The following is a 15,365-nucleotide window of genomic DNA, read 5'->3' as shown; positions in this document are numbered from 1 at the left end:
GGCGATTCACGGTTCGCGGTGCTCGTCTGGCACAATGAACAGCTGTTCGCCCGTCTTCCGGTTACGTACCGCGCGGCGGTCACAACAACCTTCAACGCAAAACCGGGTTCGCATGCCGTGCGAACCGCTGAATTGCGCCGTGACCAACTTTCGAAAGGCTCCACCAGAACATGGCTGTCAAGATCAAGCTCATGCGTATCGGCAAGATCCGCACCCCGCACTACCGCGTCGTCATCTCCGACGCTCGCACCCGCCGCAACGGCCGTGCGATCGAGACCATCGGCACGTACGAGCCCAAGCAGGACCCCAGCATCATCGAGATCAACTCCGAGCGTGCGCAGTACTGGCTGGGTGTCGGCGCGCAGCCGACCGAGCCTGTCGAGGCCCTGCTGAAGATCACCGGTGACTGGCAGAAGTTCAAGGGTCTGCCCGGCACCGAGGGAACCCTCCGCCTCGCCGAGCCCAAGCCGTCGAAGCTCGACCTGTTCAACGCCGCACTGGCGCAGGCAGATTCCGAGCCGCAGGGCGAGGCCACCACGGCGAAGAAGAAGAAGGCTCCGAAGTCCGACGACGCCGCTGCGGAGAGCACGGACGCTGCAGCAACCGAGACGGCAGACGCGCCGGCCGCCGAGGCTGCTGAGAAGTGAGTGCCGTTGTCGCCGATGCCGTCGAACATCTCGTTCGTGGCATCGTCGCCAATCCCGATGACGTTCGCGTCGAGATGATCACCGGCCGTCGTGGTCGCACCGTGGAGGTCCACGTGCACCCCGACGATTTGGGTAAGGTCATCGGTCGCGGCGGTCGCACCGCTACGGCGCTGCGCACACTCGTCTCGGGTATCGGTGGTCGCGGCATTCGTGTCGATGTGGTCGACACGGACCACTAGGTCACGTAAACAACCATGGAGCTGGTCATCGGCCGTGTTGCCAAGTCGCACGGCATCAAAGGCGAAATCGTCGTCGAGGTTCGCACCGACGATCCCGACGATCGCTTCGCAGTGGGTACCGTTCTTTGCGGCCGCAAGCCCCGATCGAACGCTGCTCCGGCTTCGTACACGGTGGACGCCGTCCGGGAACACTCCGGGCGGCTTCTGCTGCGTCTGAACGGCATCGACGACAAGACGACCGCTGACCAGATCCGCGGAACTCTGTTCATCGTCGAGTCCACGGATTTGCCGCCGTCCGACGATCCGGACGAATTCTACGATCACGAACTCGAAGGACTCACCGTCGTTCTGACCGACGGCTCGGCAGTGGGAACGGTCCGCGAGGTCCTGCACTCGGCAGCGGGGGAGTTGCTCTCCATCCGGCCGAATGCGAAGTTCGGCGGAGACACCCGCGCCGAAATTCTCGTTCCCTTCGTGGCGGCGATTGTGACGTCGGTGTCGTTGGCCGACAAGACGATCGAGATCGATCCGCCCGAGGGCCTGCTGGACCCGGAGTAGATCGTGCGCCTCGACGTTGTCACCATTTTCCCCGAATACCTGACACCGCTGCGAACTGCATTGTTGGGCAAGGCAATCGACCGCGGTCTTGTCTCTGTCGAGGTTCACGATCTGCGATCGTGGACCCATGACGTGCACAAGGCCGTCGACGATTCACCTTATGGGGGCGGACCTGGCATGGTCATGAAGCCGACGGTCTGGGGCGATGCCCTCGACCACGTACTGACCGAGGATTCGCTCCTCGTCGTTCCCACTCCCGCCGGTGTTCCGTTCACCCAGCGCACGGCCGAACGGTGGTCGACCGAGCAACATCTGGTGTTCGCGTGCGGCCGGTACGAAGGTATCGACCAGCGGGTCTTCGACGACGCGTCCCGCCGCGTACGCGTCGAAGAAGTCAGTATCGGCGACTACGTGCTCATCGGCGGCGAGGCGGCTGTCTTGGTGATGGCCGAGGCGGTAGTTCGACTCATGCCCGGAGTGCTCGGCAATCAACAGTCGCACCAAGAGGATTCGTTCTCCGACGGTCTGCTCGAGGGGCCGAGCTACACGCGTCCGGCCCAGTGGCGCGAACTCGACGTTCCCGATGTCCTTCTCTCCGGCGATCACGCGAAGATAGCGGCATGGCGTCGGGCCCAGTCTTTGACACGGACCGCCGAGCGTCGCCCGGATCTGCTCGGCGACTGAGCAATTCAGCTGATCGAACCGCCGGGAAAAAGCATGGAGACGAATCCGGTGAGAGTGTCCCTGGCATGTAAGGCGCTGGCGTCGTCACTCACATCGACCACCGCAGTGTCCGGATAGCTCTCCATGTCGTCGGCATAGAAGATGTCCTCTCGTGACGACAGAGCCAGGACATAACGATTGTCGACTCCGATCGTTCCGGTGGACAGGTGCACCCAGCGATCGGCTACACAGCACATCCAGCCCTGTTTCACGGCGTGCACACTCTCGCCCGGTAGACCGTCGACGATGCCGAAATGCTGTTTGTAGCCGTCTGCGGCTATCGGTGCCGAACGCCGCAGCATGCCGATGATGACGTCCGTCGACGCAGTCGTCAGCCCGCCGCTGCCGTTGAGCAGGCCCGCGTAGTAGCCGACCAGGTCGCTGGGCGTTGTTTCGGTGTTGTACCACTCGTCGTCGCCCGGTGCGGTGGTGTTCGTCAAGCCGTATCGGGCCGCGACTGCGCGGACTATGTCCGACGTGCCGTAGCGGTACCACAGGGTGTACGCGGCATTGTCGTCGGACAGCTCCAGCATGTCGGTCATGGTGGCCAGTTCGTCGGCCGAGACAGGGCGGTTCTCCGCCTGCGCTCGGAACATCACTTCGTCGGCGATGAAGAGTTTGGACACCGATGCGGTTTCGACCTGTATGTCGGCGTTACTGCTGTAAAAAGACCCGGTCTGGCGGTCGAGCAGTGCGAAGTCGACGTCGGCACCTCGGGCCTGCGCAGACGCGATCGCCATGGGGACTCGGGCTTCGAGGGCTACGCCGTCGACCTTCTGCATATCGGGAAAGGGTGACGCAGACGTCTCTGCTGTTTCCTTGGCGGCAGAGTCACCCATCTGATCGTCCGGCGGAACCGAGCAGCCTGCGGCAAGTAGTAAGGATGCGCAGGTCGCAGCCAGGAAGCGAGACCCCCTGACCATGCGCGCATCTCTCCCAGACGTTGAACCGCTGACCGACCTATCCCACAGTAGCGGTAGGGTCCATCGCCGTGACCACTGCTCTGAAATCTGTGAACAAGCGCATAGCCGAAGAACTCGACGTCCGTGAGGAACAGGTTCGCGCCGCCGTCGAACTGCTCGACGGAGGATCGACGGTTCCGTTCATCGCGCGCTATCGCAAAGAAGTCACCGGCACCCTCGACGATGCACAGCTGCGTCAGCTCGACGAGCGGCTGCGGTACCTACGGGAGCTCGACGAGCGCAGAGACGCCGTCATCGAATCCATCCGTAGTCAGGGCAAACTCGACGACGCCCTCGATCAGTCTCTGATGCTCGCCGAAACCAAGGCGCGCGTCGAGGACATCTATCTGCCGTTCAAGCCCAAGCGTCGGACGAAGGCCCAGATTGCGCGTGAAGCGGGGCACGAGCCCGTAGCCGATGCGCTGTTCTCCGACCCCACGACGGATCCTGCGCAGTTCGATCAGGAGCAGCTCGATGGCGCGCGTGCGATTCTCGTCGAGCGTTTTGCCGAGGACGCCGACCTGGTGGGTGAACTACGCGAACTGATGTGGACCTCCGGCAAGCTCGTTGCCACGGTCCGCAAGGGCAAGGAGGAAGAGGGTGCCAAGTTCTCCGACTACTTCGAGTTCTCCGAACCCTTCACGAGCCTGCCCTCGCATCGCATCCTCGCCACCCTCAGAGGCGAGAAGGAAGAAGTACTCTCGCTCGGATTCGAGCCCGAGCGCGAAGAACCGACCCCCGGGGTGCCCAGCGTCTACGAGGGTCGGATCGCCACCAAGTTCGGGATCGCGAATCGAGGACGGCCCGCCGACAAGTGGCTGCTCGATACCGTCCGGTGGGCGTGGCGCACCAAGATGCTGGTGACCGTCTCCCTCGATACCCGGATGCGACTGCGTCAATCCGCCGAGAAGGACGCCGTCGACGTGTTCGCGAGCAACCTCAAGGACCTGCTGCTCGCCGCGCCGGCGGGCAACCGCACCACGATGGGCCTGGACCCGGGCTTCCGTACCGGCACCAAGGTCGCCATCGTCGACGCGACCGGAAAGGTCGTCGACTACGACACCATCTATCCCCACAAGCCGCAGGGCAAGTGGGATCAGGCTGTGGCCACTCTCGCCGGCCTCGCGGCCAAGCACAAAGTGGAGCTCATCGCCATCGGAAACGGTACGGCGTCACGTGAAACCGATTCTCTGGCAGCAGAATTGATTGCCAAGTTCCCGGCTGCGAATCTGACCAAAGTGGTGGTCTCCGAGGCCGGTGCCTCGGTCTACTCGGCGTCGGCGTACGCATCGAGTGAGTTGCCCGAACTCGACGTCTCGATCCGCGGCGCGGTCTCGATCGCTCGCAGGCTGCAGGATCCGTTGGCCGAGCTGGTCAAGATCGATCCCAAGTCCATCGGCGTCGGCCAGTATCAGCACGACATCTCCGAAACTCTGCTCGCCCGGTCCCTCGGGGCCGTCGTCGAGGATGCGGTGAACGCGGTCGGTGTCGACGTCAACACAGCGTCGGTGCCCCTGCTGTCGCGGGTATCCGGAATTGCCGGCTCGCTTGCCGAGAGCATCGTGGCGCACCGCGACCTGAACGGACCGTTCGCCAGCCGCAGCACCCTCAAGGACGTACCGCGCTTGGGCCCCAAAGCTTTCGAGCAGTGCGCCGGGTTCCTTCGCATCTCCGGGGGAGAGGATCCACTCGATCGGTCGAGCGTGCACCCGGAGGCGTACCCCGTAGTGCGCCGCATCGTCGGCAAGGCCGGCGTCGGAGTGCGCGAAGTGGTCGGCAACACGGCCCTGCTGCGCCGCCTCGATCCCGCGGAATTCGTCGACGAACGATTCGGGTTGCCCACTGTCACCGACATCATCTCCGAGCTGGAGAAGCCGGGACGCGACCCGCGTCCGGAGTTCAAGACCGCCACTTTCGCAGCCGGTATCGAGAAGGTGGCCGACCTGAAGCCGGGGATGACGCTCGAAGGTGTCGTGACCAACGTGGCGGCGTTCGGTGCTTTCGTCGACGTCGGTGTGCATCAGGACGGTCTCGTTCACGTCTCTGCGATGTCGCACAACTTCATAAAGGACCCGCGTGAGGTCGTCAAGTCCGGTGACGTCGTACGCGTCAAGGTCATGGAGGTCGACCTCCCTCGTCAGCGCATCGGGTTGAGCCTGCGACTGGACGACGAGCCTGGGGCCTCCGCCGGAAAGGACGCCCCACGTGGACAACAGGGCGAACGTCCGCGGGGCCAGGGGCGAGCCGGCGGTGCCGACCAGGGCAGTCGTGGACGAGATTCGCGTCCCCAGCGTGAACGGCGGGGCGGCGGCCAGCAGGCCGCACCGGCGGCCGGTTCGATGGCCGAGGCGCTGCGGAAGGCCGGTTTCGGAAAATAGCGACTGCTCGGTGGTCGATGCCGTCCTGAGCGACCCGGATCACGAATAGTGTGGAGTCCGATTCACCGGCCGTTCGGTAGGAAGGGCGTGAGACGCACGTGAGGTGGTTGCAACACGGGGTCATCGATCACGGTCGTCTGCCACTGCTGTGTTTCCTGCTGGGACTGCTCGTGGGTTTTCTGCTGATCCGTCTCAGCGTCAGGATGATCCGCGCGGACGTGAAGTGGTGGCCCGGCAACATCACTCCCGGTGGGCAACACATACATCACGTCGTGTTCGGGATCGTGTTGATGCTGCTGGCAGGAATCGGGCTGATCGCGGTGTACGTCGACGGATCGCAAACGATCGGCGCGGTGCTGGCCGCCATCTTCGGCATCGGCGCTGCGCTCGTCCTCGACGAGTTCGCGTTGATCTTCTACCTCCGCGACGTCTACTGGTCGGAACAGGGCCGCACGTCGGTCGATGCCGTCTTCGCGGCCCTGGCGTTCACCGGTCTGCTGCTGCTCGGCTTCCATCCGTTGGAGCTGTTGAGCCCGGCAGACTTTCGGGCCGACCCCGATCCGTGGGTGCGCAGCGCGCTGGCAGTCTTGGCGCTCGTCAACCTGGCCCTGTGCGTGATCGTCCTGCTCAAGGGCAAGATCTGGACCGGGTTGGTAGGACTGTTCGTCCTGCCGATCCTCGTGCTGGCGGCAATTCGATTGAGCAGGCCGAGCGCGCCGTGGGCGAGGTGGCGCTACACCAGCAGGCCGAAAAAGATGGAGCGAGCTCTGCGACGTGAGAAGCGCTGGCGCAGGCCGCTGATCAGAGCCAAGATCTACATGCAGGACGCGATCGCAGGCAAGCCCAGCATCGTCCATGCACGCGAGGCCACCGAGGACGAGTTGGCGCGTGTCGTGGTGCCGGCACCGGTGTCGGTCGCTGCCGTCTCACCCCGCGAGGAGTCGATTTCGCCGTAGGCATGATGGTCTGGCACAATGGTTGGGTTGCCTCAAGCAGGCACGGACCTCACTCGGAGTACGAACCAGTCGAGCCGCGCAGTCAGCGAGCCGCTCGGTTCCTCTACTCAAGCGCAGAACGCAAGGATGGCACAACCGATGAACACTCTGGACTTTCTCGACAATCAGTCGCTGCGTGGCGACATCCCCGATTTCCGCCCCGGCGACACACTGAACGTGCACGTCAAGGTCATCGAAGGCTCGAAGGAGCGCATTCAGATCTTCAAGGGCGTCGTCATCCGACGTCAGGGCGGTGGCGTTCGCGAGACGTTCACGGTTCGTAAGGTCTCGTTCGGTGTCGGCGTCGAGCGCACCTTCCCGGTGCACAGCCCCAACATCGCGCAGTTCGAGGTCCTCACCCGCGGTGACGTCCGTCGCGCCAAGCTCTACTACCTCCGCGATCTGCGTGGCAAGGCTGCCAAGATCAAGGAAAAGCGCTGACCGGTTCCGCCCGGCTCCACATAGTTCCCATCATGCCGCGTCGCCCGTTCGGGCGACGCGGCATGATGCGTCTCGGACCGATTGCATGCATTCGCACTACCCCTGCCGCGACAACCGGCGGTCCGAAACGCCGGTGCACAGACCGTCCGGCCGTGCAGGCAAGCGTTCCGGCTAACCTGTTGACGTGACGCAGTCCCCACAGGATCCGACCGATGAGCCCGACGACGAGTCTTCGCAGAACAAGCGTCGGGATCGCAAGCCCCGATCGTTCTGGCGAGAGCTTCCGATTCTCATTCTGGTAGCGCTGGTGTTGAGTTTTCTGCTCCAGACATTCGTCGCTCGGGTGTACCTGATCCCGTCCGAATCGATGGAGCCGACTCTGCACGGCTGCGCGGGCTGTACCGGCGACCGGATCGTGGTCGAAAAGATCGGTTACCGCTTCGGTGACCCGAAGCCCGGCGACATCGTCGTCTTTCGTGGTCCGGATTCGTGGAACGACGAATTCGTCTCGCAACGATCCGATAATTCGGTTGTCCGCGGGGCTCAAGAAGTGGGCTCCTTGATCGGAGTGGTCGCTCCGGACGAGAACGATCTGGTCAAACGCGTCATTGCCACCGGCGGTCAAACCGTCGAGTGCTGTGACGAGCAAGGCCGAGTACTCGTCGATGGGAAGCCGTTGGACGAGCCGTACATTCAGATGGATTTCCCGTTCGCTCCGGGGACGATGACCTGTGACACCGAGCTGAAGTCGGGACGATGCTTCGACCCCGTCACCGTCCCCGAGGGCAATATCTGGGTGATGGGAGACAACCGGAGCAACTCACGAGACTCCCGCTATCACATCACGGACGAATTCACCGGTACCGTTCCGCTCGACAACGTGATAGGCAAGGCCGTCTTCATCGCGCTGCCACCGTCACGGACCGGCCTCCTGGATTCTCCCGACATCCAAGGTCGATGACGACGGCCCCCCGCCGCGTGCCTCGTGCACGAGCGACTCTGACGCGGTCGTCGTGGCCGCCACGTCCGGTCATCCGGCGGGCTGCCGGTTTGCGGACGATGGAGTCGGCCTTGGAACGCGGAGGTCTCGGGCCGGTTGCGGGTGTGGACGAGGCAGGTAGGGGAGCGTGTGCCGGTCCGTTGACGGTCGCGGCATGTGTACTCGGCGCGCGCGCCCATGCCGCGCTGGCAGACCTCGACGACTCGAAGAAGTTGACCGAGCGTCGACGCGAGGAACTGTTCCCCAAGATCCAGAAGCTGGCGCTGGCATGGAGCGTGGTGTTCATCGACGCTGCCGAGGTCGATCGCATCGGGGTGCACGTAGCGAACATCGAGGGAATGCGTCGCGCAGTGGCCGGGCTCGGAGTGACCCCCGGGTACGTGCTCACCGACGGTTTTCGGGTGCCCGGCCTGCCGGTTCCGTCGTTACCGGTGATCGGCGGCGACGCCACCGCCGCGTGCATCGCTGCCGCGAGTGTGTTGGCGAAGGTCTCGCGCGATCGGCTGATGGTGGAGATGGACGAAGAGATTCCGGGCTACGGCTTTGCCATCCACAAGGGCTACAGCACGCGGGCTCATTCGGCCGCCATGATCGCTCTCGGCCCCAGCAGAGAACATCGAATGTCGTATGCGAATGTCGCTGCGGCGGCCGCGGGCTCGGCTGGAGGCCCGTCTGTGGGTCGTGCCGCAAGCCCCCCGCGAGACGACGACGCCGTGGGGCGAATGGACTGCCACGACGCAGGTGCGCGATGATTGCTTTTCACGCCCGACTGGAGGATGAAAGAGACCGATGAGTGCCGAAGATCTCGAAAAGTACGAAACCGAGATGGAGCTCTCGCTGTACCGCGAGTATCGGGACATCGTAGGTCAGTTCAACTACGTGGTCGAAACCGAACGTCGGTTCTATCTGGCGAACTCCGTCGAACTCATTCCGCACAACGCCGACGGTGAAATCTACTTCGAATTGCGGATGTCGGATTCGTGGGTGTGGGACATGTATCGCCCCGCCCGTTTCGTCAAGCATGTCCGAGTGATCACGTTCAAAGACGTCAACATCGAAGAGCTGGACAAACCAGACCTTCGCCTTCCGGAATAGCCGGCTGCGGCTAACGTCGCGGCACGCCCGTAGTCGACGTCGGCTCGCGTACGTGTGAAACACACCGGGCCTCGCGCCGACGGGTTGCCGAACCGGTAGTTCCCGGTTTCGATCGTGATTGCCGGAGAAAATTGGACAGCCGACCAAATCGTTCCGCATGTCCTGTTTCATCGTTGGTTTCGGCGGGGGCTAGCTCCGGCAGGAAACGGCGCGGTAGGTTTTCGTCACGAAAGTGACTGCGCAACAAGAGTATTGGACTTGAACGCCTATTTTCTCGAAATAGTCCGCCATATCTGGACCGATATTCACCGATTCGACACGTCGCGTAACGCGTGTAGTTCTTTGCGCAGATACGAGAATGGGTGGTACAACTTGAATATACATCCCCCAGACGTGTAAGAGGTACGAGATGGCACGCAAGACGCTTGTCCAGATGATCGACGATGTCGATGGATCGGTAATCAAAGACGGTCAAGGTGAATCCATCGAATTCGGCATCGGTGGAAACCAGTACCGCATCGATTTGAACCTCAAACATGCGAACGAATTGCACGAACAGTTGGCTTTCTGGATCGAGCACGCAGAGAAGGTCTCCGGACGCCGTACCCGTAAGGGCGGCGCTGCTCCGGCACCGGTTCGCGGCAAAGTCGATCTTCAGGACATTCGGGCATGGGCACGCGAGAACGGCCACGAGGTCAGTGCTCGCGGCCGCATCAGTCAGGATGTGCAGGCAGCCTACGAAGCCGCCCACTGATCATCCGTTAGCACTGACCCCGTCGGTGCCCGACAACGCACCACCGGCAGCCTCCCGGTGCCGACTCTCGGCATAAGCTCCGTCCGAATTCTGAATTCGGGCGGAGTTTTTTGTGTGTGTCGGCCACTGGTTTCGTGCGCGTGTTGGCCACTGTCACCCGGCCGTTGAAACTCGTCCCAGGGTGTAACACGAAGGTCCGACAATGCCGGCAATTCTTCCCGGTACATCTGCCCGTTCGTCCACAGGCGAGCGGTTGTCCACAGGCTAATCGCCCACCTGCGCATTCTTTGTCTGACCTCGATTCGGACGTGCCACCTTCGGTACCACCGAATCGGCCGCGAAGCACGGCCGGAGAGTGGAGGAATGCGGATATGGCGACCAATCAGGAACTCGGTGCGCGCGGTGAGGACCTCGCGGTGCGTCATCTCGAGGACATCGGACTCGATGTGATCGAGCGGAACTGGCGACATCGATCCGGTGAACTCGACATCATTGCGCGCGACGGTGACACCATGGTTTTCGTCGAGGTGAAGACGCGTTCGGGAATTGGGTACGGAACGCCGGCCGAGGCTGTGACGTACACCAAGCAGGTGCGGATCAGAGGGCTCGCGCTGTCTTGGCTTGCCCTGCAACAGGGTCCTTGGGTGCAGATCAGATTCGACGTGATCGCGATCGTGGTCGGGCGAGACGACAATCCGGTGATCACTCACATCCGGGCTGCGTTCTGATGCCACTCGGGAGAGCGCATTCGGTTGCGGTCAACGGTGTCGACGGCGTGCTGGTGGAAATCGAAGCCGATATCGGGCAGGGATTGCCCGGCACGCATCTGGTCGGTCTGCCCGATACTGCGTTGAACGAATCGCGAGATCGCGTGAAAGCTGCCGTGAAGAACTCGGGTGGCACGTGGCCGGACAGCCGGGTGATTCTCGCGCTGTCGCCCGCAACGTTGCCCAAGGGCGGATCGGTGTACGACCTCGCTCTCGCGTTGTCTGTTCTCGATGCGGCGAAGGCCATACCGCGCGGGAGTCTTTCGGAGACCGTGTTTCTGGGCGAACTTGCTCTGGACGGCAGGCTGAGGGCAGTTCGCGGGGTCTTGCCTGGGGTGCTTGCGGTCAAGGGTGCGGGCTGGCAACGGGTGGTGGTTCCGATGCAGTGTCTACCCGAGGCGGGCCTGGTGGACGGTATCGACGTGCTGGGCGCGGGCTCGCTCGGGGATGTCGTTGCGTGGCTTCGCGGCGAGCAAGCCCTGGAGTCGCCGGTGCCGACCGAGTGGCACCAGGAGATCTATCCGGATCTCAGCGATGTAGCCGGGCAGGCGGATGCGCGGTGGGCTCTGGAAGTAGCGGCAGCCGGAGCGCATCACATCATGCTGACCGGACCGCCGGGAATCGGCAAAACGATGTTGGCGCAGCGTCTTCCGGGAATTCTGCCACCGCTGACCGAGTCCGAGGCGCTCGAGGTGACAGCCATCCATTCGGTGGCCGGGCTGTTGACCACTGCGCGTCCGCTCATCACATCGCCGCCGTTCATCGCACCTCATCATTCGACGTCGGTGAGCGCCTTGGTGGGTGGTGGAACGGGAATGGCCAAACCAGGAGCGGTCAGTCGCGCGCATCGAGGCGTCCTGTTTCTGGACGAGTGCGCCGAGATGAGCGTTCGCGTACTGGAGGCTCTGCGGACTCCTCTGGAGGACGGCGAGATTCGTATTGCACGTCGAGACGGTGTGGCCAGATATCCAGCTCGGTTCCAGTTGGTTCTGGCGGCGAATCCGTGCCCGTGTGCACCTGCGCGACAGGTCGATTGCGTTTGTGCGCCCACTGCTCGGCGCAAATATCTCGGAAAGCTCTCGGGGCCGTTGCTGGACCGTGTCGATCTCCGCATACAGATGATGGGCGTCGCTACGGGAGCGCTGGTCGACGAAGTGGGGGAGGGAACGAGTGAGATCCGCGCACGCGTGACCGGAGCCAGGGACGCGGCCGCGCAGCGGTGGCAGGATTTCGGCTGGAGAACAAATGCAGAAGTCCCGGGACCAGCTCTGCGGCAACGATTTCGGCTGGCGCGCTCGACGCTCGCGCCGGTGGAACGTGCGTTGCGGAACGGATCTTTGACTGCGCGGGGAGCAGACAGGGCAATACGGGTGGCGTGGACGTTGAGCGACCTCGCAGGTGGCACGGTTCCCGGTGCCGACGAGGTCGGAGCAGCACTGGATTTCCGCGACAGGGGAGTGGCATGACCCACGATGCACGCCGACTCGCGTGGGCATATCTGTCTCGAGCGGCGCAAGGCCCGCATCGACTCGTCGTCGACCATGCCGCTGCGCACGGCCCGGAAGCGGCCGCCGCGGCGGTGCGGGCAGGCCGATTGGGCGAGCGTCTCGAGGTGCGGTCCCACATCGACACCGCTGCAGCAGATCTCGATCATATCGCCGCGCTCGGTGGACGGCTGATCACTCCCGACGACGACGAGTGGCCGGCGTGGAGATTCCTCGGCTTCGACGGTTCGGGTCTGAACGGCGGTGTGGACACCTGTCCCCCGATTGCGTTGTGGGCGCTCGGAAATCGGCCCGTCGCAACTGCTACCGAACGATCGGTGTCGATCGTCGGGACCCGTGCATCGAGCCCGTACGGGGATCACGTGACCGCAGAAATTTCGGCAGACTTGGCACTCGACGGCTGGACCATCATTTCCGGAGCGGCCTTCGGGATCGACGCCGCGGCGCATCGGGCGGCTCTCGGAGTAGAGGGAACGACGATAGCGGTGCTCGCCTGTGGGGTCGACCGTGCGTATCCGGCGGGGCACTCGCGATTGCTGCGACAGATAGCCGATCACGGACTGGTCCTGAGCGAATACGCACCGGGCACCACCCCTGCCAAACATCGCTTCCTCGCTCGCAACAGACTCGTTGCGGCACTCGGTTCGGCGGTGGTGGTGGTCGAGGCCGGGTGGCGCAGCGGGGCTCGTAACACCGCGGCATGGGCGACGAAACTGGGTCGCCCGGTACTCGCGGTTCCCGGCCCTGTCACATCACCCACATCCAAGGGGTGCCATCGCATGATTCGCGACGGGGAGGCTGTGCTGGTGTCGAGCTCGCACGATGTCGTTGCCGAGGCCGGTGCCCTTGGATCGCCCGAGGAGTGGCGGCCTGACCTCTTTCGCGAGACGGATGCGCTCTCGGAGACCGGATTGCTGATCTACGACGCGTTGCCGGCAACCGGGTCGCTGTCGAGCCGCGAGTTGTCCGAACAGTCCGGTGTGCCGATCGGCAAGGTGCGCGCTGCACTGCCAGTGCTGGAAATGGACGGTTTCGTTGCCAGCGACGAGACAGGATGGTTCCGCGTGGTGCGGGGATGAACACCACCTTTGCCGAGCCCCGAAGGTAGGGTGTTAGGTAATGCTTAGTCGGTGCAGCACGCATCGGCGTCGTTCGCTCGAAGAGGGGTCCGAAGTGCCACGCAAGAAAACCACCCTGTCCGTCCTGCGCACCGAGGCGCTCACCCCGCACATGTACAGGGTTCATCTCGGCGGAGACAATTTCGAGGACTTCGACGCGATCGACGAGACCGACGCCTACGTCAAGCTGTTCTTCGGAACCGACGACGACCCGATCATGCGCACCTATACCGTTCGATCCGTCGACACCAGTGCGCGCGAGATCGCGATCGACTTCGTGGTGCACGGCGACGAAGGAGTTGCCGGGCCGTGGGCTACCCGGGCGAAGCCGGGGGACGAGATGTCGTTCTTCGGCCCGTCCGGTGGGTACGCCCCTCGACCCGATGCGGACTGGCATCTGTTCGCAGGCGACGAATCGGCGATTCCCGCTATCTCGGCCGCTGTGGAGGCGTTGCCGGAGGACGCCATCGCCAAAGTGTTCATCGAAGTTGCCGACCGCCACGACGAGATCTACATGGAAACGCTCGCCGTCGTCGATGTCACCTGGGTTCACCGCGGGGCATCCTCGAACGAAGTCGGCGACGATCGAGCCGGCGACAACGCTCCCTTGATCGCCGCAGTCAAGGACACGGAATGGCTGCCCGGCCAGGCGCAAGTTTTCGTGCACGGTGAGGCGCAGGCCGTGATGCACAACATCCGGCCCTACATTCGCAAGGAGCGTGGTGTCGGTGCCGAGTGGGCATCGATCTCGGGTTACTGGCGTCGGGGGCGGACCGAGGAGAACTTCCGAGTGTGGAAGCGCGAGCTCGCACAGGCCGAAGCCGGGGTCGACGCCTGAACGGGCGACGGCTCGTGACGGTCGGCGTGTCCGGTTGTCGCGGAGCGTGGGAGCGCTCAAGCTGAGCCGATGACCGATTCGCTGCCGCCCCACCTCGGCATCCACATCGAGGAGTTCGCCGAACACCTTCGACTCGGTCGAGAGCGCTCCGAGCACACCATCCGCGCCTACGTCGCGGATGCTCGATCGCTCCTCGCGCATCTCGCGGACTCCAACCCCGATGCGACCATCGCAGATCTCGACCTCAACGCTGTGCGCTCCTGGTTGGCGAAGTATTCGGCGGCCGGCGCGGCCAGAACCTCGATGGCCAGGCGAACCTCGTCCGCGCGGACCTTCGGCAAGTGGCTCGAGCGGGTGGGAGCGGTGAAGATCGGGCCTGCAGAACGGCTGGCAGCACCATCGAGTCACCGGACTCTGCCCGGTGTACTGCGCCACAATCAGGCGGCCGAGGCACTGGCCGCTGCCGAATCGGGTGCTGCCGAGCTCGATCCGATTGCGCTGCGAGACCGGCTCATCGTCGAGCTCCTGTACGCAACCGGGGTCCGCGTCGGTGAACTGTGCGGACTGGACATCGACGACGTCGACACCGATCGCCGCCTGATTCGCGTTCTGGGTAAAGGAAACAAGGAACGTTCTGCGCCGTACGGTGTGCCGGCAGCACACGCTCTGGAGAACTGGCTCGTCAGCGGCAGGCCGGAGTTGGTCGACGAGCGATCCGGGGCGGCGCTGTTGCTGGGTAGGCGAGGTGGGCGGCTCGACCAACGACAGGCCAGAACAGCAGTTCATGCGGTGCTCGATACCGTTCCCGGTGGCCCCAGCCTCGGTCCACACGGCTTGCGGCACACCGCAGCGACCCATCTCCTCGAAGGCGGTGCCGATCTCAGGGTGGTGCAGGAGTTGCTCGGGCATGCCTCCCTCGCGACCACACAGATCTACACACACGTATCGGTCGAACGGTTGCGTGCCGTGCACGATCAGGCTCACCCCCGAGCGTGAGTCGAGCGTCGGCGGCGTTACGTTTGGTAGCGTCATCACCGACCAACCAGACCGAATACGGGGGACCGTGGACCGCGACCGACCGCAAGGTACTTCGGAGCCGTGGTCGATGCATGGCCGTCAGGACGTCGCGGCGGAGGGGCAGGAGCCCGGCGGCCGAAGCGGCACAGCACCGGAGAACGGTTCTCGGCCGTCATCGCCAGAGCCGATTCCTCGATCGCGTTCGACACCTCGGCAGCCGCCACCCTGGCAGACGCCGGACTCGATCGACCGACGGACCGTTCCGCCGCGGTACAACCCACCCGTGCCGCTCGAGCCGGGACCGGTGGCCGCAGAGCCCGACCGACAC

Annotated in this window: 17 protein-coding genes; 16 read left to right on the top strand and 1 reads right to left on the bottom strand. The window is 63.8% G+C overall.

Annotated features, from left to right (window positions below; genetic code table 11):
- The first annotated feature begins 170 nt into the window (after positions 1 to 170).
- Genes rpsP through trmD form a run of 4 tightly spaced genes read left to right on the top strand, consistent with a single transcriptional unit; the run spans position 171 to position 2,128 of the window.
- On the top strand, positions 171 to 647 hold the full coding sequence (gene rpsP, locus QM797_RS10830) for a 30S ribosomal protein S16 (RefSeq protein WP_283275556.1): 477 nt from the start codon (positions 171 to 173) through the stop codon (positions 645 to 647).
- The gene (locus tag QM797_RS10825; protein WP_008717313.1) at positions 644 to 886 is read left to right on the top strand and encodes an RNA-binding protein; all 243 of its coding nucleotides are present in this window, start codon (positions 644 to 646) and stop codon (positions 884 to 886) included. The genes rpsP and QM797_RS10825 overlap by 4 nt, the downstream gene beginning before the upstream one ends.
- Before the next feature lie 15 nt (positions 887 to 901).
- Positions 902 to 1,444: a ribosome maturation factor RimM gene (gene rimM / locus QM797_RS10820; protein WP_283275553.1), complete on the top strand. Its 543-nt coding sequence runs from the start codon at positions 902 to 904 to the stop codon at positions 1,442 to 1,444.
- A 3-nt stretch (positions 1,445 to 1,447) separates the two neighbouring features.
- Positions 1,448 to 2,128: a tRNA (guanosine(37)-N1)-methyltransferase TrmD gene (trmD, locus tag QM797_RS10815; protein WP_283275552.1), complete on the top strand. Its 681-nt coding sequence runs from the start codon at positions 1,448 to 1,450 to the stop codon at positions 2,126 to 2,128.
- 5 nt (positions 2,129 to 2,133) lie between these two features.
- Here the strand turns inward: trmD and QM797_RS10810 are convergent, their stop codons facing one another.
- Positions 2,134 to 3,090 carry a serine hydrolase family protein gene (locus tag QM797_RS10810; protein WP_283275550.1) on the bottom strand — a complete coding sequence of 319 codons (957 nt, stop codon included), beginning with the start codon at positions 3,088 to 3,090 and terminating at the stop codon, positions 2,134 to 2,136.
- A 68-nt stretch (positions 3,091 to 3,158) separates the two neighbouring features.
- Here QM797_RS10810 and QM797_RS10805 point away from each other — a divergent pair, with 68 nt between their 5' ends.
- From QM797_RS10805 to QM797_RS10750, 12 genes are all read left to right on the top strand, one after another.
- The gene (locus QM797_RS10805; protein ID WP_283275549.1) at positions 3,159 to 5,507 is read left to right on the top strand and encodes a Tex family protein; all 2,349 of its coding nucleotides are present in this window, start codon (positions 3,159 to 3,161) and stop codon (positions 5,505 to 5,507) included.
- A 107-nt stretch (positions 5,508 to 5,614) separates the two neighbouring features.
- Positions 5,615 to 6,463 (top strand): hypothetical protein, encoded by an 849-nt coding sequence (locus QM797_RS10800; protein ID WP_283275803.1) that lies wholly within the window; start codon positions 5,615 to 5,617, stop codon positions 6,461 to 6,463.
- Positions 6,464 to 6,601: 138 nt separating this feature from the next.
- On the top strand, positions 6,602 to 6,943 hold the full coding sequence (gene rplS / locus QM797_RS10795) for a 50S ribosomal protein L19 (protein ID WP_032378188.1): 342 nt from the start codon (positions 6,602 to 6,604) through the stop codon (positions 6,941 to 6,943).
- A gap of 184 nt (positions 6,944 to 7,127) precedes the next feature.
- Complete coding sequence (gene lepB, locus QM797_RS10790) at positions 7,128 to 7,904, top strand: signal peptidase I (protein ID WP_283275548.1); 777 nt, start codon at positions 7,128 to 7,130, stop codon at positions 7,902 to 7,904.
- Complete coding sequence (locus tag QM797_RS10785; RefSeq protein ID WP_283275547.1) at positions 7,901 to 8,695, top strand: ribonuclease HII; 795 nt, start codon at positions 7,901 to 7,903, stop codon at positions 8,693 to 8,695. The genes lepB and QM797_RS10785 overlap by 4 nt, the downstream gene beginning before the upstream one ends.
- Positions 8,696 to 8,732: 37 nt before the next feature.
- The gene (locus QM797_RS10780; RefSeq protein ID WP_008717288.1) at positions 8,733 to 9,038 is read left to right on the top strand and encodes a DUF2469 domain-containing protein; all 306 of its coding nucleotides are present in this window, start codon (positions 8,733 to 8,735) and stop codon (positions 9,036 to 9,038) included.
- A 409-nt stretch (positions 9,039 to 9,447) separates the two neighbouring features.
- Complete coding sequence (locus QM797_RS10775; protein WP_283275546.1) at positions 9,448 to 9,792, top strand: histone-like nucleoid-structuring protein Lsr2; 345 nt, start codon at positions 9,448 to 9,450, stop codon at positions 9,790 to 9,792.
- Positions 9,793 to 10,163: 371 nt separating this feature from the next.
- On the top strand, positions 10,164 to 10,520 hold the full coding sequence (locus QM797_RS10770; RefSeq protein ID WP_283275545.1) for a YraN family protein: 357 nt from the start codon (positions 10,164 to 10,166) through the stop codon (positions 10,518 to 10,520).
- Positions 10,520 to 12,025, top strand: coding sequence for a YifB family Mg chelatase-like AAA ATPase (locus QM797_RS10765; protein WP_094610553.1), 1,506 nt, complete (start codon positions 10,520 to 10,522; stop codon positions 12,023 to 12,025). The genes QM797_RS10770 and QM797_RS10765 overlap by 1 nt, the downstream gene beginning before the upstream one ends.
- Positions 12,022 to 13,143 carry a DNA-processing protein DprA gene (gene dprA, locus QM797_RS10760; RefSeq protein ID WP_283275544.1) on the top strand — a complete coding sequence of 374 codons (1,122 nt, stop codon included), beginning with the start codon at positions 12,022 to 12,024 and terminating at the stop codon, positions 13,141 to 13,143. Before QM797_RS10765 ends, dprA begins: the two co-directional genes overlap by 4 nt.
- A gap of 94 nt (positions 13,144 to 13,237) precedes the next feature.
- Entirely contained in the window at positions 13,238 to 14,020 is a 783-nt protein-coding gene (locus QM797_RS10755) for a siderophore-interacting protein (protein ID WP_283275543.1), read from the top strand.
- 69 nt (positions 14,021 to 14,089) lie between these two features.
- Positions 14,090 to 15,016 carry a tyrosine recombinase XerC gene (locus QM797_RS10750; RefSeq protein ID WP_283275542.1) on the top strand — a complete coding sequence of 309 codons (927 nt, stop codon included), beginning with the start codon at positions 14,090 to 14,092 and terminating at the stop codon, positions 15,014 to 15,016.
- Positions 15,017 to 15,365: the final 349 nt, after the last annotated feature.

The organism is Rhodococcus sp. IEGM 1381 (assembly GCF_030056795.1).
Classification (GTDB): Bacteria; Actinomycetota; Actinomycetes; order Mycobacteriales; family Mycobacteriaceae; genus Rhodococcoides.
The sequence above is the reverse complement of the archived record's forward strand: the minus strand, read 5'-3'. Positions and strand labels throughout refer to the sequence as shown.